14 protein-coding genes and 2 tRNA genes are annotated in these 25,475 nt (G+C 47.0%); 13 read left to right on the forward strand and 3 right to left on the reverse strand.

Features of this window, described 5'->3' with window-relative positions:
• Positions 1–160 precede the first annotated feature (160 nt).
• The gene (gene tilS / locus QP420_RS06025; RefSeq protein ID WP_481616846.1) at positions 161–1,237 is read right to left on the reverse strand and encodes a tRNA lysidine(34) synthetase TilS; all 1,077 of its coding nucleotides are present in this window, start codon (positions 1,235–1,237) and stop codon (positions 161–163) included.
• Between the two features lie 69 nt (positions 1,238–1,306).
• Between tilS and hpt the strand changes: the two genes are divergently transcribed.
• The 9 genes from hpt (at position 1,307) to QP420_RS06070 (ending at position 19,066) form a co-directional block, all read left to right on the forward strand.
• Positions 1,307–1,861: a hypoxanthine phosphoribosyltransferase gene (gene hpt, locus QP420_RS06030; RefSeq protein WP_016636126.1), complete on the forward strand. Its 555-nt coding sequence runs from the start codon at positions 1,307–1,309 to the stop codon at positions 1,859–1,861.
• 196 nt (positions 1,862–2,057) lie between these two features.
• Positions 2,058–4,919, forward strand: coding sequence for an ATP-dependent zinc metalloprotease FtsH (ftsH, locus tag QP420_RS06035; protein ID WP_481616847.1), 2,862 nt, complete (start codon positions 2,058–2,060; stop codon positions 4,917–4,919).
• Positions 4,919–5,428, forward strand: coding sequence for a DUF3180 domain-containing protein (locus QP420_RS06040; RefSeq protein WP_481616848.1), 510 nt, complete (start codon positions 4,919–4,921; stop codon positions 5,426–5,428). The genes ftsH and QP420_RS06040 overlap by 1 nt, the downstream gene beginning before the upstream one ends.
• 33 nt (positions 5,429–5,461) lie before the next feature.
• Entirely contained in the window at positions 5,462–7,138 is a 1,677-nt protein-coding gene (gene ettA / locus QP420_RS06045) for an energy-dependent translational throttle protein EttA (RefSeq protein ID WP_060787169.1), read from the forward strand.
• A gap of 207 nt (positions 7,139–7,345) precedes the next feature.
• Positions 7,346–8,344 (forward strand): lipid II:glycine glycyltransferase FemX, encoded by a 999-nt coding sequence (locus tag QP420_RS06050; RefSeq protein WP_060787168.1) that lies wholly within the window; start codon positions 7,346–7,348, stop codon positions 8,342–8,344.
• A 554-nt stretch (positions 8,345–8,898) separates the two neighbouring features.
• Positions 8,899–15,081, forward strand: coding sequence for a MiiA motif-containing surface protein (locus tag QP420_RS06055; RefSeq protein WP_481616849.1), 6,183 nt, complete (start codon positions 8,899–8,901; stop codon positions 15,079–15,081).
• A 350-nt stretch (positions 15,082–15,431) separates the two neighbouring features.
• Positions 15,432–17,507, forward strand: coding sequence for an ABC-F family ATP-binding cassette domain-containing protein (locus QP420_RS06060; protein ID WP_481616850.1), 2,076 nt, complete (start codon positions 15,432–15,434; stop codon positions 17,505–17,507).
• A 95-nt stretch (positions 17,508–17,602) separates the two neighbouring features.
• Positions 17,603–18,370 carry a ribonuclease PH gene (gene rph / locus QP420_RS06065; protein WP_060787166.1) on the forward strand — a complete coding sequence of 256 codons (768 nt, stop codon included), beginning with the start codon at positions 17,603–17,605 and terminating at the stop codon, positions 18,368–18,370.
• A gap of 12 nt (positions 18,371–18,382) precedes the next feature.
• Complete coding sequence (locus tag QP420_RS06070; RefSeq protein WP_481616851.1) at positions 18,383–19,066, forward strand: non-canonical purine NTP pyrophosphatase; 684 nt, start codon at positions 18,383–18,385, stop codon at positions 19,064–19,066.
• A 65-nt stretch (positions 19,067–19,131) separates the two neighbouring features.
• Here QP420_RS06070 and QP420_RS06075 read toward each other — a convergent pair.
• A tRNA-Leu gene (locus QP420_RS06075) sits at positions 19,132–19,212 on the reverse strand.
• Positions 19,213–19,249: 37 nt separating this feature from the next.
• Positions 19,250–19,322, reverse strand: a tRNA-Thr gene (locus QP420_RS06080).
• A 262-nt stretch (positions 19,323–19,584) separates the two neighbouring features.
• Here QP420_RS06080 and pgi point away from each other — a divergent pair.
• From pgi to QP420_RS06100, 4 genes are all read left to right on the forward strand, one after another.
• Complete coding sequence (pgi, locus tag QP420_RS06085; protein WP_060787164.1) at positions 19,585–21,279, forward strand: glucose-6-phosphate isomerase; 1,695 nt, start codon at positions 19,585–19,587, stop codon at positions 21,277–21,279.
• Between the two features lie 447 nt (positions 21,280–21,726).
• The gene (locus QP420_RS06090; protein WP_415689428.1) at positions 21,727–21,894 is read left to right on the forward strand and encodes a hypothetical protein; all 168 of its coding nucleotides are present in this window, start codon (positions 21,727–21,729) and stop codon (positions 21,892–21,894) included.
• Positions 21,895–22,033: 139 nt separating this feature from the next.
• A complete protein-coding gene (locus tag QP420_RS06095; protein WP_481616852.1) occupies positions 22,034–23,782 on the forward strand; it encodes an ABC transporter permease in 1,749 nt (582 codons plus the stop codon).
• A 27-nt stretch (positions 23,783–23,809) separates the two neighbouring features.
• Complete coding sequence (locus QP420_RS06100) at positions 23,810–25,390, forward strand: ABC transporter ATP-binding protein (RefSeq protein ID WP_481616853.1); 1,581 nt, start codon at positions 23,810–23,812, stop codon at positions 25,388–25,390.
• Positions 25,391–25,475: the final 85 nt, after the last annotated feature.

Consider the following 25,475-nt stretch of genomic DNA (forward strand, 5'->3'; position numbering starts at 1 on the left):
TTTCCCGAGAATGTTGTTCAAAATGGCAAAATTAGCTACAAAGTCGGGAGATTTTTCCCGAGAATGTTGTTCAAAATCGGGAAAATCGCTACAAACTCGGGAGATTTTTCCCGAGAATGTTGTTCAAAATCGGGAAAATCGCTACAAACTCGGGAAATCGCTAGCGAGCACAAATCGTTATAGTATGCGATTTTCGGCTTGCTTCATATCCTCCTGGAAGCGCAATAGGCTTTTGACCATGCCAGTTTGTTATTAACTCGTCGATTGATTCTATATGATTTGACGAAAAGCGTATTCCCGCAGCACTTAGCGCGCGAGCTACGATTCGCCGCCTAATCGAGATGTGGCTATTTGCCAGAGTCGCAAGTTTGATTTTGACTTTGCAATCCTCTTTTACAATCGCCTCTTTTTCTACAAGATTTACTTGCGAGTTTATGTAGTCTAAGTCGTCTTGAGCAAATTTCGCTCCCTTTGCAAGCAGCAAAGTCATATCTGACTCAAAAAATCGCGAAATATACGGCATAAGGGTATGCCTAACTCGCGAGCGCAGCGGGTAGGATTTTGGCAGCTCAACATCGATTGGCGATGAATCGCCATTTGTTGGATCGTCCCACCATTCAACGCCCAAATCCTTGCAAATCTGCGTGGTTTCAAGCCGCGTAAGATTAATCAGCGGCCGCGCAAATAGCACATTCTCCCTAACCGTAACGTCTTTCATTCCAGCCACAGCCTCCAAGCCAGCCGAATCGCGCAATCCCATTAAAACCGTTTCTGCTTGGTCGTTTGCTGTGTGTGCTAAAAGAACCGCCGCCGCGCGCAAGTCTTTTGCAACTTCAATAATCGCAGCGTATCTAGCATCTCTGGCTGCGCTTTCTTCTCCCTCTTCGTTATCTTTAACTTGCACAGATTTAACAAATACAAGCGACTCGTCTACTCCAAGTTTTGCAACAGTTTTAGCAGCATTAAGCGCCACTTTGCTGGAGTCTTTTTGAAGATTATGATTTACGATTATTGCAGCGCATCGAATCCCTCTGCTTGCGCACACTTTTGATGCAAGCGCCGTTAGCGCAAGCGAATCGCGACCGCCAGAGCATGCGACCAACACAATAGGAGCGGATGGCAAAGTTGCATGCTCGCCGTGTTGCAAGAATTGCGGGTCTTGCACGCCTAACCCTATATTATTAAAGCAACGTTTTACTTGGCCGATTCCTTTGCGCCAACAAGATGAGTACACCATGCTTATAGTCTAAATCCTAATGCGTAAGTTGTAACATGTCCGTCATTCTCTTATGCAATTATAGTTAGCATGCAAGTTGCAGATATAAGAGATGATATTGATTACGAATTGATCAGCCACGAAGAGCTTATGAAGCGCATTCGTGAGGTCGCCGCTCAGGTTAGCAAAGACTACGAAAACCGCGACATTTTGCTTGTTGCTGTGCTTAAAGGCGCAGTAAACACGCTTGCTGTTTTCTCGCAGGAGCTTAGCCTTAACGCGCCGATGGACTTTATGAGTCTTTCTAGCTATGGCAGTGGTACTAAAACTAGTGGCCAGATTACGGTTCGCGAGGACTTAACTACAGATGTTCGCGGTCGAGATGTGCTGATTGTAGAAGATATTGTTGATTCTGGCAAGACTCTAGACTGGCTTGTTAGGGAGCTTAAGGGCAGGGGAGCTGCAAGTGTAAAGGTGTTTGCGCTTTTAACAAAGCCAGCTCGCCGAGAAGTGGAAGTAGATATTGCGTACACTGGTTTTGAGATTCCAGACGCGTTTGTAGTCGGTTTTGGCATGGACTACGACGAAAAGTACAGGAATCTTAATTCTATTGCGGTTCTTAAGCCTTCTGTATACGAGTCTTGATTAGCGCTCTTGATTAGCTGGCTGCAATTGAGTAATCTTGATTGATTACATGCTATTTATTTAGCGATTAATTACAGGGATTAATTCAAGCGATTAATTACAACGATTACAGCGATTGCGCTTTGGTTGCTTGCGATTAGTGATTACGTTTTTAGACGAGTGTTGTTAGTTAGAATCCTGAAAGGAGTCTGATTGTATGGGCGCTTCTCCAATGTCGCCTCGCGGACCTATGGGTGGACCTATGAAAAGTCCTATGGGAGGAAACGGCAACAATCCGTTCTTGCCTCCTAATTTTGGAAACAATTCAAATAAGAACAAGAATAAGAACAATAACGGCAATAAGAATAATGGCAATAAGAATAACGCCAATCCAAAGGATGGCAATAATTCCGATTCTAGCCGCAAGTTCTTTAAGTCGCCTTGGACTTGGATTGTTCTTTTAGTTTTGCTTTCTGTGGCTGCATTCCAAATGTTTGTGCATAATGGTTCGCAAACAATCGACACTCAAGACGGCCTAGAGTTGCTTGATAACCGTAGCGCAAATTACGTTGAGGTTATAGACAATAAGCAGCTTGTTAAGCTTACTCTAAACAATAAGTACGTTAAGTTAGATAAGCGCGATAAGCAAAAGCACGATTACGGAAAAGACGTTCAGTTCTACTACACGATTGCTCAAAGCAAGACAGTTGTGCAAAAGATTCAAAAGGCTAAGCCAGCAAACGGTTGGACTGTTAGCATACAAACTTCTAGCTTTTTCTCGTACTTGATTACGTCTATGCTGCCGATTTTGATTCTGCTTGGACTTGTTTGGTTTATGTTTGGCAAGATGGCAAGCGCAGGCGGCGGAATGCTTGGCATGGGTGGCGGCCGCGGCCGTGGAAAGCTTTTGGAAGGCCAGACGCCTAAGACTAAGTTCTCCGATGTTGCAGGCGAGCAGTCTGCTGTAGAAGAAGTTGAGGAGATTAAGGAATTCCTTAAGGATCCTTCTCGCTACAAGGCTTTGGGTGCGCGCATTCCGCGTGGCGTGTTGCTTTACGGCCCTCCAGGAACTGGTAAAACCCTTCTTGCGCGTGCAATTGCAGGCGAAGCTGGCGTTCCGTTCTACGCCATGGCTGGATCGGACTTTGTTGAGATGTTCGTTGGTCTTGGTGCGTCTCGCGTGCGCGAGCTGTTTGACGAGGCTAAAAAGAACGCTCCAGCAATCATCTTTATTGACGAGATTGACGCTGTTGGACGCCGCCGCGGAAGTGGCATGACTGGCGGCCACGATGAGCGCGAGCAAACTCTTAATCAGCTGCTTGTAGAGATGGACGGCTTCGATAACGACACTAATTTGATTATTATTGCCGCTACAAACCGACCAGATGTGCTTGATTCTGCGCTTTTGCGCCCAGGTAGATTTGATCGCCAGGTGGCTGTGGAAGCCCCAGATTTGGAAGGCCGCGAGGCGATTCTTAAGGTTCACGCTAAGGGCAAGCCTTTTGTGCCAGACGTGGATCTTCATATGGTTGCTGTTAGAACTCCTGGATTTACTGGCGCGGATTTGGCTAATGTGCTTAACGAAGCGGCTTTGCTTTGCGCTCGCTCTGGCGCTCAGCTTATTGACAATCGCGCTATTGACGAGGCGATTGACCGCGTTCAGGCTGGTCCTAGAAAGAAGTCTAAGGGCATGGCTTTGGACGAGTTGCGCAACACGGCTTATCACGAAGGTGGCCACGCGCTTGTTGCTGCTGCTTTGCACCACACGGATCCTGTTACTAAGGTTACGATTTTGCCTCGCGGCCGCGCTCTTGGATACACGGCGGTTATGCCAACTAGCGACCGCTATTCTCAGTCGCGAAATCAGCTGCTAGATCAAATGGCGTATGCTATGGGCGGCCGTACTGCGGAAGAGGTTGTGTTCCACGATCCAACTACTGGTGCTTCTAACGACATTGAAAAGGCTACAGCAATCGCTCGCAAGATGGTTGTTGAATATGGCTTCTCGTCTAAGCTTGGCGCTGTAAAGTGGATGGACGCAGATCAGGATTCTTCTGGTTCTTTGGATTCTTTGCAATCGCGTAAGTTCTCTAATAAGACTGCGGAAGTGATTGACGAAGAAGTTCACAAGCTTATTGAAACGGCTCATACCGAGGCTTGGCAGATTATTAACAATAATCGCGATATTTTGGATGAGCTTGTTAGCAAGCTTCTTGTTAAGGAGACGCTTAACGAGAAGGAGCTTGAGCAGATCTTCTCTAAGATTCGTAAGGCGCCAGAGCGCGATTTGTGGCTTTCTAATGCGGATCGCCCAGATTCGCCAATCCCTCCTGTAGAGATTCCAGAAAGCTTAAAGAGGAATGTTGCAGGTGCGAGTTTAGAGAAGAGCGATAAGGATTCGGATTCTAACGCTTCTAAGGCGGATTCTGCAGCGCAAAAGTCGCAAGCAACCGCAGAAGTGCAAGCAACCGAGGATTTGCAAGAATCGCACGAGTCTTCCTATAGCTCAAATGTCGCAAATATCGCAAATCCTACAAATGCCCTAAATAGCCCAATGCAAACAACCGCAGTGGTTTCTATGCAAGGCAAAAAGAGCGATTCCACAATGCACGCAATGCTAAACGTGTTAAGCGGCCTTGAGCATAAAGATTCGCGTAGCGTAACTCAAGTTGAAGGCGTTTCGGCGCTTTACCAGGCAAGCAATGCAAACGGTGAAGATTTTTGCGCTGTTGTAGTGGCGTCTACAACAATGAGCAATCAGGAATTTGCGCAAAGAATTGAGCAAATGCAACGCGATCAAATTGATGGCGATTCTGGCGATTCTGCCGATTCTGGCAACTCTTTGGATTTGCGCTTAAACGTTGTTGGAACAAGGGAATACGGTTTAGACAGTGCGGCTACAAAGTCAATGGATTCCAGCAATCCTTTGCACCTAAGCGCAGCGCAGTTGGAGCCGTGGATGCAAGTTGAGCCAGACGCTGCAATTGATGGCGAGCCAGTCTCTTACAAACTTGCGCTTTTGCAGGATGCTTCGCAAGTTGGCGTTCATTCTGAGCGCTGGATTATTGGGGAGTGCTGATGAAAGCTTACCGTACGCCTTGGTGGTATTTTGCGCTTGGACTATTGTTCGGATTTGTATTCGGCGCGTTTTTGGTCTCGATTACAGAATCTAGCGCAATATCACTTTCGGGCGCTCCTTGGATTGTTTTGGCCGTTATGATAATCGGCGGAATAGTCACGTTTGTTCTTGCTTGGCAAACGCATCAGTACGCCACTTCTAAGCCAAAAGAGCGCAAGCCTTTTAACATGCAAATGGCAGTTTCGGCGTTAATACTTGCAAAATCGCTTGGAATGGCTGGTGCTATTTTAACGGGCTGGTACGCAGGTCAGATTTTTGTTTGCTGGCCGCACGCGGATATTCCGCTTTATTCCAACGTTATTCGCGAATGTGTTATTGCTGGAATCGTGTGCATTATAGACATGATTATTGGCATTGTTGGCGAATGGATGTGTCAGATTCCTCCAGAAGATGGAGCGGATGCGGATAGCGATTCTGCAGATCGAGCGCAGCAGGCGGCGGCGGTTTAATAGAGTTTTAACAATTTTAAGAAAGGTACTACTTTGGCTGAATTTATTTACCAAATGATTAAGGCACGCAAGTCTTACGGGGATCGCGTAATTCTAGACGACGTTACCTTAAGCTTCTTGCCGGGCGCAAAAATCGGCGTTGTTGGGCCTAACGGCATGGGTAAATCAACGTTGCTAAAGATTATGGCTGGTTTGGAGAATGTTTCTAACGGCGAAGCTTCGATTACTCCAGGCTACACCGTTGGTATTTTGCAGCAGGAGCCGCCGCTGGACGAGACTAAAACCGTTGGCGAAAACATTAAGATGGCTTTTGGTGAGATTGCTCAAAAGGTTGATCGATTCAACAAAATCGGCGAAGAGATGGCAAATCCAGATGCCGACTTTGATGCATTGATGGAAGAAATGGGCAAGCTGCAAACTCAGATTGATGCGGCTAACGGCTGGGATTTGGATTCTCAGCTTGAGCAGGCAATGGATGCTTTGCAATGCCCAGACCCAGATTCGCCTGTTTCTGTGTGCTCTGGTGGCGAAAGGCGACGAGTGGCACTTTGCAAGCTTTTGCTTGAAGCCCCAGATTTGCTGTTGCTTGATGAGCCTACAAACCACTTGGATGCGGAGTCGATTCTTTGGTTGGAACAGTTCTTGCACAAGTACGAAGGCGCCGTTATTGCTGTAACGCACGATCGCTACTTTATGGATAATGTTGCAGAGTGGATTTGCGAGGTGGATCGCGGCCAGCTTTACCCATACAAGGGCAATTACACCACTTACTTGGAAACCAAGGCCAAGCGTATGGAGATTCAGGGCGCTAAAGATGCCAAGCTTGCTAAGCGCTTGAAGAATGAGCTTGACTGGGTGCGTAGCTCGCCAAAGGCTCGTCAGGCCAAGAATAAGGCTCGTTTGGAGCGTTACGACCAAATGGAGCAAGAGGCACGCAATTCCAAGAAGCTTGATTTTTCGGAGATTCAAATTCCAGCAGGTCCGCGCTTGGGATCGCAAGTTTTGGAAGCGAAACATATTCACAAGGCTTTTGGCGATCGCGTGCTAATCGACGATTTGTCGTTTACCTTGCCTCGTAACGGAATTGTTGGCGTGATTGGCCCGAATGGCGTTGGTAAGTCTACGCTTTTCAAGACGATTGTGGGCTTGGAGCCGCTTTCTGGCGGCGAGCTTACTGTTGGAGACACCGTAAAGATTTCGTACGTAGATCAGAATCGCGCAGGCTTGGACCCAAATAAGAACTTGTGGGAAGCTGTTTCGGGAGGCCTTGATTTTATTGAGGTTGCGGGCGTTGAGATTCCTACTCGCGCATACGTTGCAAGCTTTGGTTTTAAGGGTTCGGATCAGCAAAAGCTTACGGGCGTGCTTTCTGGCGGTGAGCGTAACCGCTTGAATTTGGCTTTGACTCTTAAGCAGGGCGGCAACTTGCTTCTGCTTGATGAGCCTACTAACGATTTAGATGTTGAAACTCTTGAAAGCTTAGAGAATGCTTTGCTTGACTTCCCAGGATGCGCTGTGGTTGTTTCGCACGATCGCTGGTTCTTAGACCGCGTTGCAACGCATATTCTTGCTTGGGAGGGCACAGACGAGAATCCTGCAAATTGGTACTGGTTTGAAGGCAACTTCCAGGCGTACGAAGAAAACAAGATTGCGCGCCTTGGTGAGGAAGCTGCTCGTCCGCATCGCTTGCATAGAAAGCTTACGCGCTAATCGCAAGCTGTTGTTGCGGCTGGCTGATGGCGGCTGGCGACTGGCGGCTAATCGCAAGTTGTGTGTTGCTGCGGCTGGCGGCTAATAGCAAGCTGTTGGTGGCAAGTTGTTAGTCGCTGGTCGCAAATCGCCTTGTAAAACGCTAAAGCAAATATCTTAAACGGTAGTCGCGCTAAAATCGTGTATTGAGCAAAAAAAGGAGTGCAAATGCCAATACTAGATAAAAATGATTCTGCTAAAGTTAAAGAATACGAGGACTTTGTAAAAAATTCACAATATGCGCACGCAATGCAAGATATGAATTGGGCGAAAGTCAAAAATAATTGGATTAGCGAATACGTTTATCTGGAAGAAAATGGCAAAATTTGTGCTGCAATGTCTGTTTTAGGAATTAAAGCAATAGACGATAAGATGTTCCTTTACGCTCCTAGAGGACCAGTTTGCGACTTTTACAACGTTGAAACTACTAAAAAGCTAATCAACGAAGCAAAGCCACTTTTTGAAAAGTACAATGCATTTTTGCTTAGATTGGATCCTTGCGTTCAAAACGATCAAGATCTTGTAAAAAAATACAGGGATCAAGGCTTTACTTTTAGAAGCGATGGCGAAAATATTCACTCGTTCTCGAATCCGCGTTACGAGATTATGCTGACTGTTGAAGGAAAGTCTGAAGAAGATTTGATGGCTGGCTTTAGTTCAATGACAAGAAGGCATATTAGGGCCGCCATTAAAGCAGGTGTTTCTACAAGGTGGAGCAGAAGCAAAGAAGATTTAGACACTTTTTATGCTCTTACAGAAATTATGGCAAATAGGCATGGTATAACATATAGGCCTAAGGAATATTTTGAGCGTTTGTTAGACGCTTTCCCTCAAATTGAGATTTGCACTTGCGAGTACGAGGGCGAGCCTATTGCAAGCATGATTGCTTTTCCGTATAAAGACACTTTGTGGTACATTTACGGCGCAACGCAGACTATGCGCGGAAAGATTAGCCCAGGCTATATTTGCATTTGGAATTTGATTCAGTTTGCTAAAAAGCTTGATTTAAAGAAATTTAATATGGGCGGCACTTACTCACTAAATATGGACGATGGTCTTTACTTCTTTAAGTATGGATTCTGCAAGGCGGATGAGCCATGCGTTTGGATTGGTGATTTAGACGTTGTTGTTGACCAAGACGCTTACAAGAAGTTTGTTGGCAGGTGATTTGACTGAGCTTGAAATTGCATAACGCATTTCAAGCTCCTTCAAAGCGTGATTTGGCTCAAATGTAAAGTCCAGTGGACTTTACATGCCAAATCAGCCGAGCGGCTACTAATAGCCGTGAGGAATAGCACGGCTAATCCGTGCGAACGACATTTCCTATTTAGTGTTGTGAGAGGACTGGGTGTTTCTTGTCTCACAACGCTCCGCCTCTTGTGTGTTGCTTGTTGTTGCGGTTGTTCCGATTTGGCTTTGATTTTGTTTTTGGGTTGAAGTTTGTTTGTAGGCGTGTGTCATTGGATTGTTTAGTATCGGCTGCCGCTCTTATACTGTTCGACCAAGAATCACCCAGCCCTCTTACGTGATTAAACAATTGCGTATATCTTAAACACTGAGTGGTTTGTGTGTGGATTGCGCACATAAATCACACAAAATTCATCATATGAATTAATCTTAAATTGTATCAAACAATGAGTAAAATATGCCATGCATAATTATGTGGATTTTGCGGTCGGGTTGGCGCACTAATTCAAAGAACAAGATAATGGAGTAAGAGTATGTCTAAGAAAATTCGTGTAGTTAAGCATTATTCTGGCGTTAGCGCTGGTGTTGGGGCAGACTCTCAGCCAGTTCTTTCAAAGAGCGTTTGCGCGGCAATGTTGGCTGGCGCAATGGTTCTAGGGGGGGGGGTATTCGTTTCCTCGCCTGCCTATGCTGACGGTTATGTAGACGGCAGCGGCAACAACATTTACTACGGTTATAAAACAGACGCAAGTTATAGCGAAGCTCGTTTCCACATTGAGGTGGATTATTACGATACTCTTGAGCATGCTCAGGCGGGTGAGGAGAAGGGTAAAGACCCGCTTGGCAAGTTTGTGCGCGTGCATTATCTCTCTAATTGCAACAAGAAAGACGGCACAGCGGATAACTGGAAGTTTCGTCCTATGTGGTGGTTTGGCGTTCCAAAGGGCTTACAGAACGTGCAAAATATCACTTATACGCGCGTTGAAAAGCTGACAAATCAGGGTAATAAGCCGTTTAAGCCTGCAGGTTCATCGCAGTTTAAGTTTACGAATGCTGAAGGTTACAGCGAAGTTTCACATACAACCTATCCAACGCCGAAAGACTGGAAAGGTATTTCTAATTTCTATCTGGAAGGAAATAAGGTACTTGCCAGCAAGGGTTGGAAGCAGCTGCTGGGCATTGATGATAAGGGCAGCAAGTGGTACGACAACGCTGGCAATACAGCTAATCAATGGGAAAGTTATCAAAAAGAAACCGCTGGCTTACAAGGCATTTTTGTAGACTGGGAGTCTGCAGGGCAGCGCTTCTATGACATGACTTACGTTGCCGAGATGACGAAACAAGCATGGGAAGAGCGCAATGAGCATCCGCTTCGCTTTGCTGCTGGCGTTTATCGTTTTGCAGGTAACTGGCATTATGCGGTTGGTCAAAAGCACAATACGCCAAAGATTGCGGATCATTTGAAGCTTGTGTATCCAAAGGTTACACCTGTGAAGGATCTAAGCAATGTAAGTACCGACGAGCAAAATACGATTAAAGAAAAAATTGAAAAAGCAAACGCAAACACAAAGAACTTCAAGGAATTAGTTGCTGATAATGGTGTTGTGGTAAATAAGGACGGCTCTGCAACTATCACCTTCAAGGACAAGACCACGCGCACTATGCCTGCCGCTTTGCTTGTTGTTAAGAATGAAGAAGACAAAGACAAGTACAAGCCAACCATGCCTGAGCGCACGCCTGTGGTGAATTTGAATAAGCTTACACATGGTGAAAAGACTAAAGTTCGTCAAGCTATTATTGATGCTAATGGTAAGGGAACTCCAAACGAGTTCTTGAAGCATATTAAGAAAGACAGCACTGGTGGCTACGATTTTAAGGTTGCGGATAACGGTGTTGTAAGTGTTGAATACCAAGACGGCTCAAAGATTACAATCCCTGCGTCTGAACTCGTGTATCAGGGAGCAACCATTGCCGATTGGGCGCCATACGTTGTGCCAGACACGATCGAGGTTGATGACCTTAAGAAGCTTAAGCAAGACGAAATAAACAATATTATCAAGGCTTTTGATGATGCCAACACTGGTATTACTCCATACGATGAGGCTAAGACTCAAAATGGCGGTAAAGCACCTGTTACGGTAGATGACAAGACTGGTACCGCAACAATCACCTGGAAAGACGGCTCAACAACCACCATCGCAGCGTGGCAATTCCTAAAGCAGAAGCCAAAGACTCCATCTCCAGAGCCTCCAACTCCTGCGCCTACCGCCGAAAAAGAGTTCATTGTTGAAGCGCCTAAGAATCAATCAAGTGTTGATTTCGATCCGTTTAATGCAAAGGAATCCGACTTAACAGATAATAAGAATAAGCAGGCTCTTACATCAATTAAAGAAGTATTGAAAAAGTGCGCGGCAAAAGATGCAAAGGACAACAATACATCTGTAACAATCAAAGATGTTGAATTTAAGATAGTAGATGGCAAGGGCGTAGTAGTATTCCACGCCGAAGGCTACAAAGACGCTACATACCCAATGAGCGTATTCCTTAAGCAGAAAGCTAATAAGCAAACTCCGACTCCAGATACCAATTTGCACCATCCAGGTAAGATGACTGCATATAACTATTATGTGGATCCAGTACAAGTAGATAACGTGAATTCTCCTTCAGGACAAGATCAGATTGCGGCGTTTAAGAAGTTCATGAAGAAGAACTATAATGTGGATATAACCAATCAAGAGGCTGTGTCTGCTTACACTCTTAAAGAAAATGATAAGCCTGTAGCTGGTGTTACAAATATGCAACGCTATGTTCAGGGCCAAAATAATGGTGCAGGAGTTGTATCGTTTAGCCTTAATGCGGACGGAACCATAGCTGTTCAAGGTTTTGAAACTGGTGAGAATAGCTCAAAGAAATTGTTTGATGTACCTTTAACAGATTTGTATGTCAAAAAGAACAGCTCTCAGCCTCAAAAAGACAATACGATTGAGAAGCTCAAAGAGCAGGCAAAAGCGCTGCTGAAGCAACGTCAAGATGATGGGCTTACCAACGACGATTTGAGGCGCGCTGGTATTTCCGATCCTGATCAGCTGAATAATGACAAGATCGATAGCATTGCGAAAGGCCAAACAGCAGAGAAAGATCTGCGCGATCTTATTCGCAAGCTCACTGATGCAAAGAAAGCGGAGTATAAGTACAATACGGATCCGTATGAGGCTGATAAAGGCCCTAACGACGCAAACTTTAGTGTGACCGATGACATGTTCAAAGGCGCGGTTAAGAAGTTCTTGCATGCCAATTACGACGACACAAACAGCAATAATAAAATTGATAATATCGAAATTAGTAACAATAGCTTGACGCTTGATAGTAAGGGTTGGACGCCAAAGACTGGAACGTCCAACCTGGAGCTTAATTCTACGTCGGTATCGTACGGCATTTCTTCTCTGACCATGAGCACTGATGGCACTGGCATTACATTCAAGAATGGCGAAACGGTGCTGTTCACTGTATCTAAAGAGCAGCTCTTTAAGAAGAAGGACGCGACGCCTGCGCCGACGCCTGATGCACTTGCACAGATGAAAAAGGATGCGAAGCAGCAAATCGACCGTAATCCTAATTTGACGAAAGAGCAGAAAGAAGATTATAAGAATCAGATTGGGAAAGCGACCACTGCTGATGCGATTAAAGAAATTCTCAAAGCTGCTGCTGAAAAGGGCAAAGAGAATGCAAAATCTACTGACACGACTACTCAACAAACAATAAACAACAACAAGGGCGGTGGCGACGCAAAGAAAGAAGCCGAAAAGAAGCAAAAAGAAAAGGAAGATAAAAAGCAGGAGGATAAGAAGAATACAGAGCTAGAGGATAAGAGAAAGAAAGCTTCTGAGGAGATTGGCAAGCTCAGTAATTTGAGTGATGATGATAAGAGTAAACTAAATACCGAGCTAACTGGCGATGGAACGCAAGCAAATTCAGGTGCTGACACGCCTGAAGCTGTGCAGAATATTCTCGACAAGGCCAAGGCTATTAATGATGCTAAGGGTACATTGCAGAATGATATCAAGAAGGGCGCGCTTCCGTTCCTCGATCACGGTACTGGTGACGATAAGAACAACACTGCTGATACTCACGCCGATGATGCTGCTCTTAACGAGTTGCTTGGTACAAAGTCGGGTAAGGATTCAACGCTTACAGCTTTGGAAACTGAACTTGCAAAGACGAATCCTGAGGCTACTAGCGATGAGCTTAACAAGGCACTTGATGCTGCTAAGAAGGCCAATGCACTCAATGAGCAAAAAGCAAAAGATGAAGCTAACAGGCAACTTACCGAGAAGAAAGATGCGCTCGATAATGCCTACAACGCGCTAACCGATCAGCAAAAGCAGTCAGCTAAAGATAAGTACGATGCTGCTATTACTGCAATCAATGGCGCTAAGGATAGCGTTACAAAAGCCACAACTCCTTCGCAGATTAAAAAGGCACTTGATGATCTCAAAACTGCGATTGGTGACGCAAATACAGCTATCGAGAATGCTAAGGGCAAGCGCGATACGTCTGGTAACGACAACGATAATGCTGACGCTCTAACTAAGGAAAAGAACGAGCAGAAGAAGCGCATTCAAGATAGCAATCTCCCAGATGCTGAAAAGAAGAAGGCTATTGAGGCCATCAATGGCGCCACTAAGCTTGGCGATCCAACGGGTATTGCGGATCGCGCGCTGAAGGCTCAGAAGATTAAAGATGCGCTTGAAGCGATTGACAAGCTTGAGCATTTGAACGATGCTCAAAAGAAAGCGTATAAAGACATTATCAATGGCACTGATGCTGGTAATCACAAGGATGATGACGGCAAAGACACTGGTGTTGACGACATTGACGATGCGCTCGCAAATGCCACTAACACCGATACCGCCATGGCTCGTCTTGAAGAGTTGAAGAAGAAAGCCAACGACTTTAAGAATGAGCAAGGTGGCAAGTATTCTAAGCTCACTAATTCTGAAGATGATCAGAATAAGAAGAAAGCTTTCGATAAGTATCTTGATGATGCAACAAAGCTAACTACTGCTGATCAGGGCGATGCCAAGACGGCAGATCAGGTTAATGATTTGTACAAGGATCTTCTTAAGGCAATGCAGGCCATTGACAAGGATGAAAAGGGCGCTGGAGTTAACACCGATGCACTCAGCAAAGAGATTGAGTCGGATAAGAAGTTGAAGCCAGATGATCAAGCTAATCCTAAGACTCCAGGTGATTCGGTTTATACCACCGCTTCTCAGGATAAGAAGACTGCGTTTGATACAGCTTTGAGCGAGGCTGAAACTGCTTTGCAAACTGCTGAAAATACTAAGAAGCCTGGAGCTAAGACAATGGATGCAGATGCTGAGTCTAAAGCTCAGAAGGCTGTTGATGAGGCTCTTGACAAGCTTATTAAGGCTCGCCTTGCTTTGGATGGTGTTGATACCAAGCCGTTGCAAGAAGAGATTGATAAGGATGGCAAAGTTACGTCGTCTGTAAAGTACACCAATGCTGATGCTGATAAGAAGCAGGCGTTTGATAAGGCTCTTAAGGATGCTCAGGATCTTATTGCACAGTTGACTGGTACTGCTAATCAGCAAGCGCAGCCTGGCAGCCAAGGCACTCAGCAGCCTGGTGGTCAGCAGACAGAGCTTAAGACTAAGGAACAGAAGCAGAATGCTTTGGATAAGGCTTTGAAGGCTTTGCAGAAGGCTTATAACGAGCTCAACGGCAGTACTCCAGAGCCGACCCCAACTCCTGCTGATGTTGATAAGACGGATTTGGCTGCAGAGATTGCTTTGGATAATACTATCGGCCGACGCATATCTTACATTATTTCGCCTTCGGATAAGCAGGATGCTTATAATGATGCTTTGGCTGAAGCTCGTCGCGTTTACGGTGATCCTAATGCAACTCAGGAGCAGGTGAATGCTGCTGCTGCGGCTTTGCGTCGCGCTGCTGCGGCTTTGAGTGGTTATGGTTCTGTTGATAATGATGTGAACCCGCTTCCAACGCCAAGCCCACTTCCAAGCCCGCTCCCTGGTGGCGGCGCTGGCTTTGGTGTGAATGATAATGCGCCTACTACTGTGGATAAGGGCGAGTTGAACGTTCAGATTGATAGTGCTGAAGCCGATTCTAAGCCTGGCAATGCTGGAGATGGTGCTGGCAATGGTAATGCAAATGCTGGTAACGCTGGTAATGCAAATGCTGGTAATGCTGGCTCAGCTCCAAACGCCCAGGGTGGTGCAGGTGCGTCTGCAGGCGCTGGTGCTGGCGCAGGAACTACTGGCGCAGCCCCTACAGGCGTAGACAACAAGGCTGTAAACAACGCTGTTGAAAACGCTCCAGAAGTTAAGCAGGCGGATACGGCCGTTAAGCAGGCTGCTGCTGCGCTAGACGATGCTTTGGCGCAGGCTAAGCGTGTTGCTGCAGATCCGCACGCAACGCAGGCTCAGGTGGACGCTGCGGCACGCAGACTCGCAGATGCTCGTAAGGCGCTTGCGGACGCTAAGGCTAATGCAGCCAACGTGCGTGCAGCTGTTCGCAACCGCGTTATAAAGAACATGCGTTCTCGCGGAGGCGCTGGCATTGCTACGGGCGCAGACGTTGCTACTGCAGGATTGATGGCAACTATGCTTGCCGCGATCGGTGGGGCGTTTGCCACTCGCCGCATACGCACAAAGCACGCTAATCGCGACTAGCGTTTAGTTGTAAGCCGATTAGCTTTATTAGTGTTTTACTGATAGCTGATTAGCTTTGCTGGTGCTTACAGCATATATACTCATAAGCCTCGTTTGGTTTTTGCCGAGCGAGGCTTTTGTTTTTCCGTGTTTTGTACGTGTTTTAGGTCGAATTTGGTACAAAATGCGGAAGTTTTTTCCCGAAAATGTTGTTCAAAACGGCAAAATCAGCTACAAAGTCGGGAAAGTTTTACCGAAAATGTTGTTCAAAACGGCAAAATCAGCTACAAAGTCGGGAAAATTGCAACAAAATCGGGCGCAACGACCTGCCGTTGCGCTTGGTATAGTCGCGCAGCTATAATTTGTGAGTTATGCCTACTTATGATTTGGGACTAGAACACGTTTCCCTTGAATTTGCAACAAAAACGATTTTCAAAGACGTAACTCAAGGCGTTTTTGAAGGCGATCGCATAGGAATCGTAGGCAAAAACGGAGACGGAAAGTCCACTCTTTTAAAGCTTCTTCAAGGCGCAATTGGCCCAGATTCGGGCAGAGTCACGCGCAGAAATGGCCTAACTTTTGGCATTTTAAGCCAGCGCGATCCGCTGGACGATAACGCCACAGTTCGCCAGGCCGCGCTAGAAAATCGCCAGGATTACGAGTGGGCCGCAGATTCAAAGCAGCGAGAAATCGTGGAGGCCCTTTTGGGCGGAATCAACCTGGAAGCTAAGGTCTGCACGCTTTCTGGCGGCCAGCGCAGGCGCGCGGATTTGGCACGGCTTCTGCTGCACGATTGGGATATTTTGGCTTTGGACGAGCCTACAAATCATCTTGATGTTCTTACAATTCATTGGCTTGCGGAGCATCTTTTGCACAGATGGCAAGATGGCCAGGGCGCGCTTTTGCTGGTTACGCACGACAGGTGGTTTTTAGACGAAGTCTGCTCTTCTATGTGGGAAGTCCACGATGGCGCAATCGACCCGTTTGAAGGCGGCTACAGCGCTTACATGATGCAGCGCGTTGAGCGCGAACGCCAGGCGGATGTTCGCGAGGAGCGCAGGCGGAATTTGGCGCGCAAGGAGCTTGCCTGGCTTTCTAGAGGTGCCCGCGCGCGTTCTACAAAGCAGAAGTTCCACGTTAAGCAGGCTCGCGAGCTTATAGCAGACGTTCCGCCAATGCGAGACACGCTTGAGTTAAAGCGAATGGCCACATCCCGCCTTGGTAAGCAGGTTGTTGATTTGATTGACGTTACGCAGATTTTTGCGGATTCGCTAAAGCCTGTTGGGGCAGATGCGGATATTGTAAAATCGCCATTTTCGCAGCCTACTCATAATGGAAGCGTTACGATTTCTGTAGAAGAATCGCAAGCAGTCGCAGATTTGCCACAAGATTTGTCACAAGATTTGTCACAAGATTTGTCACAAGATTTGCCACAAGAATCGTCATTAAAAGAAACGTGCGCCGCCGTACAAAAAACGATTAGCGGCCGCATGATTTTAGACAATCAAACTTGGCTAATAGGGCCAGGAGACCGATTCGGCATAGTGGGGGCCAATGGCGCTGGAAAATCAACGCTTTTAGGCATAATCGACGGCTCTTTGCGTCCAACTAAAGGTCACGTAAACATTGGCAAAACCGTAAAATTTGCCGTGCTTTCTCAGCGCTTAGAAGAGCTGGAAAAGCTTGGAAAATATAAGGTTAAAGAGGTTTTGAGCCGATACAAGCCAAGTTACGTAATCGACGGCAAAGAAGTGACTCCTGGCCAGCTTATGGAAAGGCTTGGCTTTAAGCCAGAGCAGCTTATGACGCCGATTGCAGACCTTTCGGGCGGCCAAAAACGCCGTATGCAATTGCTTTTGATTCTTCTAAACGAGCCAAATGTGCTAATAATGGACGAGCCTGGAAACGATCTAGACACCGACATGCTTGCCGTTATGGAAGATTTACTAGATACGTGGCCAGGCACTTTGATTGTTGTCTCGCACGACAGATACCTGCTTGAGCGCGTAACGGATCAGCAGTTTGCGTTGATTGACGGCAAGATTCGCCATCTTCCAGGCGGAGTTGACGAGTATTTAAAGATTATGGAAGACTACGAGCGTGCAAATATGCAAGAGTTGGCGGCTGGCGATTCGGCGGCGGCTGGCGATTCGTCATCTGCTGATTCTGCGGAAAAATCCAATCAAAAATCAGATCAAAAGTCAAATCAAAAGTCAGATCAAAAATTAACTGGCAAAGCGTACCACGAAGCCGTAAGAAGAGTTGCCGCAATAGAGCGCAAGCTAGAAAAGCTTGAGGAAGATAAAAGCGCGCTTGAGCAAAAAATGGCCAGCCACGATCCTAGCGATTTTGTTGGATTGCAAGAGCTTAACGAGCAGTTGCAGGCAAATCAGAGCGAGTCGAGCGCGTTAGAAGAAGAGTGGCTTTCGCTTAGCGAGCAAATCTGAATCAAAAGCGCAAAAGCGCCAACCCCAAAAATCGGCGATTTTGCTCAAGATTAATGCCGCGTGCTAGTTAATGCCGCGTGCTAAATTGTTGAATTATGGCTCAAATTAAGGATATGTTGGAATCTGTAAAACCTATTCGCTTTGATGGCAGAGAAGTGGACGAGTTACGCCCAGTAAAAATCACTCGTAATTTTACAAACGTGCCAGAAGGCTCCGTGCTTATTGAGTGCGGAAACACGCGCGTTATGTGCACTGCCACCTTTACGGTTGGAGTTCCGCGCTGGAGGCGAGACACTGGTTTAGGTTGGGTTACGGCCGAGTATTCAATGCTTCCAAGGGCCACCGCCGAGCGCACCGATCGCGAGTCTGTTAAGGGCAAAATCGGCGGCCGCACGCACGAGATTAGTCGTCTTATTGGTCGCTGCCTTAGGGGCGTTATAGATACCAAGGCAATGGGCGAGTGCCTTATTCAAATTGATTGCGATGTTCTTCAGGCAGACGGCGGCACGCGTACAGCTTCGATTACTGGCGCATACGTGGCTCTTGTAGACGCGCTAAATTGGGCAGAAAAGCACAAGCATATTCGCAGCGCTAAAAACGTAATTAAGGACTCCGTTTCCGCAGTTTCGGTGGGCGTGATTAATGGCACTCCAATGCTTGATTTGCCTTACGTAGAAGACAGCCAGGCCATGACCGATATGAACGTTGCAATGACTGGTTCGGGCAATTTTATTGAGATTCAAGGCACGGCGGAGCATCGCCCGTTTAATCGCGACGAGCTTAATGTTTTGCTTGATTTGGCAGCTAAGGGAAATCGCGAGCTTCAAGCGGCTCAGCGCGCAGCTTTAAGTCAAAATTACTAAGGAGTGGCGAGCGTGAAACTTGTTGTGGCAACGCATAATGAGGGTAAACTCGTTGAAATTAAGCGGATTCTTAACGAAGAGTTTGCGGAAATATCGGAGCATATTGAGCTTGTTACGGCTGGTTCTTTGGGGCTTCCAGACCCAGTGGAAACAGGCGTGACTTTTGAGCAAAACGCCCTGATTAAGGCTAGAGACGTTGCGCAAAGAACTGGATTGCCTGCGGTTGCAGACGATTCGGGCTTGATTGTAGACGTTTTGGGCGCGGCTCCAGGCATACTTTCTGCGCGCTGGAGCGGGGTTCATGGAGATGACAAGGCCAATAACGCGCTTTTGCTTAAGCAGCTGGAAGATATTCCAGACGAATGCCGAACGGCGCGATTTAGATGCGCGGCTGCTCTTGCTGTTCCTAAAGGCTGCGTTGATGCGGATCTGGAAAACACAATGTGGAAAAACAACGGTTTTGAAACGGTTCGCGTGGGAGAGATGGTTGGGCGCTTGATTCGCGAGCCTAGAGGTTGCAACGGTTTTGGCTACGATCCGCTTTTTGTGCCAAATAATCAGCCCATTAGGGATGGTGTTCAAATGCACGATTTAACTAGCGCGCAGCTTAGTCAGCAAGAAAAGAATGCGATTTCGCACCGCGGCAGCGCTTTGAGGGCACTTTTGCCTGAATTAAAGGCGATGTTTGAAGAGTAAAGAGTAAATAGTTGCGACTAAAACTTGCGACTTATCTTGCGATTAAAACTTGCGATTAAAAAATGTGCGCGAGATGGGACTTGAACCCACACGTCGTAAGACACAGGAACCTAAATCCTGCGCGTCTACCATTCCGCCACTCGCGCAAAATCGCCTAAAATAGGCAAAAAATGGGTTTTTAAGAGCCACTTGACAGAATCGAACTGTCGACCTTCTCATTACGAGTGAGACGCTCTACCGACTGAGCTAAAGTGGCAGCTGCCCGAGAAGCATTCGCGACTCGCGCACAAATCAAATACTATATATGAATATTTTTGATTTGTCTAGTGCGCCGCGCCGTAATGTTCGCTTGAGTGCGAGTAGTCGTGTATTTCTGTCCGCTTTTGTGAGTATCTTGTCAATTGGAAGATGTGATGCAAGCGCCTTTGCTTAGCGTGTTTTTGTGCGCTCAAGATTGCGCTGAATTTTAAAATTATAAACGGCATTACATCGTTTATTAAAGATGAAAGGACCTAGAAATGGCCATCAATCCACCAGTTGACGCCGTTAAGACCCCAGAATGGGCTGCATTGCAAAAGCACTATGATGAGTTGCAGTCCGAAGGCGTGAGCCTGAAGAAGTGGTTTGCCGAAGATGCAAATCGCGTGGATAAGTTGAGCTTCGAAGCTGGAGACCTCCACTTCGATCTTTCTAAGAATTTGATTAAGCCAGAAACGCTTAAGCTTTTTGCAGACCTTGCTAAGGCTGTTAAGCTCGACGAGCGCACTAAGGCAATGTACACTGGCGTGCACATTAACAACACCGAGGACCGCGCAGTTTTGCACACCGCTTTGCGCCGCCCAGCCGAAGACGCTGGCAAGTTTATTGTAGACGGCCAAGATACCGTTGCCGACGTTCGCGAGGTTTTGGGTCGCATTTACGATTTTGCTAACGAAGTTCGTTCTGGCGCTTGGAAGGGCGTTACTGGCAAGAACATTAAGACCGTTGTAAACATTGGCATCGGCGGCTCCGACTTGGGTCCAGTCATGGTTTACGAGGCTTTGAAGCCATACGCCGACGCTGGCATTAGCGCTCGCTACGTTTCTAACATTGATCCAAACGATATGGCCGAAAAGACCAAGGATTTGGATCCAGAAACCACACTTTTCATCATCGTTTCCAAGACTTTCACCACTTTGGAAACTTTGACTAACGCTCGCAGCGCTCGCACATGGTTGCTTAACAAGCTTCAGGAGAGCGGCGCAATCGACGGCAGCGATGCAAAGAAGGCAGAAGCTGTTGCAAAGCACTTCGTAGCTGTTTCTACCAACCTCGAGAAGGTTGAAGAGTTCGGCATTAACCCAACCAACGCCTTTGGCTTCTGGAACTGGGTTGGCGGCCGTTACTCCGTTGATTCCGCTGTTGGCACTTCTTTGGCCGTTGTTCTTGGCCCAGAGCGCTTTGAGGAGTTCTTGAAGGGCTTCCACGCAATCGATACCTACTTTGCTGAGACTCCATTCGAGAAGAATGTTGTGGTTCTTCTTGGTATGCTCAACGTTTGGTACCGCAACTTCTACAAGGTTGCTTCCCACGCTGTTCTTCCATACGATCAGTACTTGCATCGCTTCCCAGCGTATTTGCAGCAGCTCACTATGGAATCCAACGGCAAGTCGGTTCGCTGGGACGGCACTCCTGTAACCAGCGAAACTGGCGAAATCTTCTGGGGCGAGCCAGGCACCAATGGCCAGCACGCTTTCTACCAGTTGATTCACCAGGGCACTCAGCTTATTCCAGCTGATTTTATTGCCTTTGTAAACACGCCAAATCCTACTAAAGATGGCGATCAAGACGTGCACGAGCTTTTCTTGGGCAACTATCTTGCACAGACTAAGGCTCTTGCTTTTGGAAAGACGGCAGACGAGGTTCGCGCTGAAGGCACTCCAGAGGAGATTGTTCCAGCTCGCGTATTTAGCGGCAACCGTCCAACCACTTCCATCTTTGGCGATGCTTTGACCCCATTTAGCTTGGGCGAGTTGATTGCTCTCTACGAGCACATCACTTTTGTTGAAGGCACCGTTTGGGGCTTGGATTCTTACGATCAGTGGGGTGTGGAGCTTGGCAAGCAGCTTGCAAAGCAGATTACTCCTGCAATCTCTAAGGATGATAGCGCTTTGGCGGCTCAGGATGCTTCTACGCAGAGCTTGATTCGCTTCTACCGCGCTCATCGCAAGTAAGTGAGCGTGTAGCAATCTTATTTGATTGTTGAAAAGCCTCTTGGCGTATATGCGTCAAGAGGCTTTTTGTTGCTTAAATCGGCAAAATCAACAACAAAATCGGGAGATTTTTCCCGAGAATGTTGTTCAAATCGGCAAAATTAGCAACAAACTCGGTAAGTTTTTCCCGAGAATGTTGTTCAAATCGGCAAAATTAGCAACAAACTCGGTAAGTTTTTCCCGAGAATGTTGTTCGAAACGTCAAAATTAGCAACAAACTCGGTAAGTTTTTCCCGAGAATGTTGTTCAAATCGGCAAAATCAACAACAAAATCGGGAGATTTTTCCCGAGAATGTTGTTCGAAACGTCAAAATTAGCAACAAAGTCGGGGAAATATGACGGCTCTTGTTGCTTGACACAAGATTGGCGATATTTTATAATTAGCACGAACTTAAGGAGGTGATTGCTGTGAAACATGACAGTACGGGTTGTAATCAAAGTGCTAATACTGCTAATACCGTTAACGCTGTTAGTGACGATTCAGACAGTGTTAGTAGTAGTACGGACGTTCCTCCTGAATATAAAAAAGCCAGCAATCGCCGCCAAAATGCTTGCGTTTATGGATTAGTTTATTAGGCTTACTAGGTTTATTGGGCTTATTGGGTTTATTGTGCTTGCACAAAGTAACCGCAGAATAACCGCAAAATAAACACAAACGCAAAATAGTGGTGATAAGCGGCTCTCGAAGAAAATACGCGTTCCCAGAGGACTTATCATGACAATATTTACAACATCTGGAAAAAACGGTGCCAGCGCGCAAGTGGACGAAAACACTCGTTTTTGGTCCGACATTATTGTGTGCGTAGGCATAATCGCACTTTTTGGCGTAAGCGCTTTTCTTTTGCAGCGCATTAATCAGCCAATTGGCCCTAGTGGCATACCTTCCGCGGTTTCTACCGACCTTATTAATCTGCCATATTACACGCTTAGATCCGTGTTTCGCATGATGCTTGCGCTTATAGCATCGTTGATTTTTACTATTGTTTACGGGTCTCTTGCAGCACGCAGCCGCCGCCTAGGCAAGGTGCTTATACCGCTGCTGGACATTTTGCAATCCGTTCCAATTCTTGGTTTTCTTTCGGCTACAGTAACGATTTGGCTGGTGATTTTCCCAGGGTCGATGATGGGCGTTGAAGCCGCTTCGATTTTTGCGATTTTTACAAGCCAGGCTTGGAATATGACTTTCTCGTTCCACCGTTCGCTTTTAAGCGAGCCAAAGGAGTTAGACGAGGCCGTGCGCAGCCTGCAGCTTACTCATTGGCAGCGATTCTGGGTGCTGGATATGCCAAACGCAATGATTCCGCTGCTTTGGAACTGCATGATGAGCGTTGGCGGCGGCTGGTTCTTCCTTACCGCTTCCGAGATGATTTCCGTAAACAATCACACTTACGCACTGCCTGGCGTTGGTAGCTTTGTGGCGCAATCCGCCGCAGAAAACAAGCTTGGAAACATTTGGTGGGCCATTTTATCCATGATTGTTGTTGTGCTTGCAATCGACTTCTTCCTTTGGAAGCCGCTCACCGCGTGGTCGGAGCGATTCCGCATAACGCAAAGCGCATCGGACGAAGAGCGAAAGAGCGCGATTTTAACGCTGATTCGTCATTCGCATGCCGACGAAGTTATTAGCAAGCTGTTTTTGCCAGTTCGCGAGTGGCTGGAATTGGCTACTCGTCCGTTTGGGCGTACGGGCGCAAAATGGCCTCGTAAAGCGTCTGCCCGCAAGCTTGGCGATTTAGTTTTTAACATTGTAACTATTGTTTTAATCCTTGCAGCGGCCGCGCAAATGCTCTACTTTGTGGCCACGCGCACGGGTTTGCAAGAGTTCGCCACGGCTGGAGTGCTGGGAGTCCTCACTTTTGCGCGCGTTGCCGTGTTGATTTTTGTTAGCTCGCTGATTTGGGTTCCAATAGGCGTGTATATTGGCGTAAATCCTAAGATTTCGCGCATTATGCAGCCTGTTGTGCAAATCCTGGCTAGCTTCCCAGCAAACTTTATATTCCCGTTTGCAATTATGTGGTTTATGGCTTGGCACATTGACCTTGGCTGGGGAAGTATTATTTTGATGGCACTTGGCACGCAATGGTACATTCTGTTTAACGTTATTGCGGGCGCTAGTGCAATTCCAGACGATTTGCGCGAGATGGCAAGAAGCTTTAGATTAAGCCGCGTGCTTAAGTGGAAGACTCTTATTTTGCCTGCGATTTTTGGATCTTGGTGCACGGGCGGAATTACGGCCGCTGGCGGCGCTTGGAACGCTTCGATTGTGGCAGAAATCGTAGAATACGGCAAGAACCGAATGGCCACTCAAGGTTTGGGTGCGTATATTACAAACGCAACAACTGTGGGTGATTCTGTAAAAACTCTTGTTGGAGTAACAGTTATGAGCTTAATAGTGGTGTTAAGTAATCGACTGTTCTGGGCGCCTTTGCAAAGGTACTCCGCAAAAAGATACGTGTTGAATTAATTGAATTAAAAAAGATTGGCAAATATTATGAACACTTTAAACAAAAACGCTGAATTGAATGCACAGAATTTGGCTTCACAGAATTTGGCTTCGCAGAATTTGGCTTCGCAGTCTTCGATTACAAGCGACATTATTGACGCAAAGCACATAAGTCAGAGTTTTACATCGGATAGCGGCACCACTCAGCACGTGTTGCACGATATTTCCTTCACTCTGCAAGAGGGCGAAATCGTAGCAATTCTAGGGCGTTCGGGCGCTGGAAAATCAACCTTCTTAAGAACAATGGCAGGCCTGATTCAGCCTACAGAGGGAACGGTTAAGTATCGCGGACGCGAGCTTACAGGCCCAAACCCAGGGGTTGCAATCGTGTTCCAAACCTTTGCTCTTATGCCATGGCTTACGGTTCAAGACAATGTGGAGCTTGGTTTGCGCGCTAGAGGCGTTAGTAAAGAAAAGCGCACGGAACTTGCTCTTGCAGCAATCGATGCAATTGGTTTGGACGGCTTTGAAACCGCGTACCCAAAGGAGCTTTCGGGCGGTATGCGCCAGCGCGTCGGCATTGCGCGTGCACTGGTTTTGCGCCCAGACGCTCTGTTTATGGACGAGCCATTCTCGGCTCTCGACGTTCTTACGGCAGAAAATCTTCGTCAAGAAGTGCTTAAGCTTTGGTCTAGCGAAGAGCGCGATATTAAGTCGGTTGTAATCGTTACGCACAACATTGAAGAAGCTGTGCAAATGGCGGATCGCGTGGTTGTTTTGGGCTCGCATCCAGGTCATTTGATTGCAGACGTACAAGTTGATTTGCCTCGTCCAAGAGATAAGCACAGCGCGGAATTTGAGGCTATGGTCGATAAGCTTTACGCAATTTTGACTGGCTCGAATCCCGAAGGAGATGTTGAGGCAGAAAACGCGGAATCTGCGGCGGCTAGCGATTCGTCTAGTGCGGCTGCCGACTCTGTGCCTGCAGAGCAAACGGATGCGGAAGAAACCGAGGCCGCAGCAATCGCAGACATGCTTATTCAAAAGCATCACGATGCAGAAGTGGAAGCTAAGCAAAACGAAGAACAGGCGGAATCGGGTGAGGCAAAGCCAGAGCCAGTGGCTGTTCGATTGCTTCCAAACGCAACTCCAGGCGGTATGGCTGGTTTGCTAGACGTGATTTCGGAAGCCCCAGATGGCATTGATTTGGCCGATTTGGCTGCGGATTTGTCGTTTGAAATCGATGATTTGTTCCCACTTGTGGATGCTGGAACAATGCTTGATTTGCTTACGGCAGAAAACGGCCATATTACGATTACGCCAGCTGGCCAAGAGTGGCATAACGCCGACATTTTGCACAGCAAGCAGGTGTTTGCGCGACTTGCGATTGAGCACGCGCCTCTTGTTCATGCGATTGATCAGGCTTTGAGCCGAAACCGCAATGGAAAGCTTCGCGGCGAGTTGATTTTGGATCTGCTTCGCAGCAAGCATACAGACGCGTTGGCTCGTCAGCAGTTTGATATTGCGATTAGCTGGGGTCGTTATGGTGAGCTTTTTGACTACGATGCCGACGACGATGAGCTAACTCGTACCGTTGAAACAGCGCCGCTTAACAGCGTTGCGCGCTAATGTTGCGTGATAGTGTTTCGCTAGTGTTTCGCTAGTGTTTTCGGCAAAATCGCATTGCATAAATCTGTGGCAAGCTGGCCGCTAA

Origin of the sequence: Bifidobacterium sp. UMB1197, assembly GCF_030217745.1 — a bacterium.
Classification (GTDB): domain Bacteria; phylum Actinomycetota; class Actinomycetes; order Actinomycetales; family Bifidobacteriaceae; genus Bifidobacterium; species Bifidobacterium vaginale_B.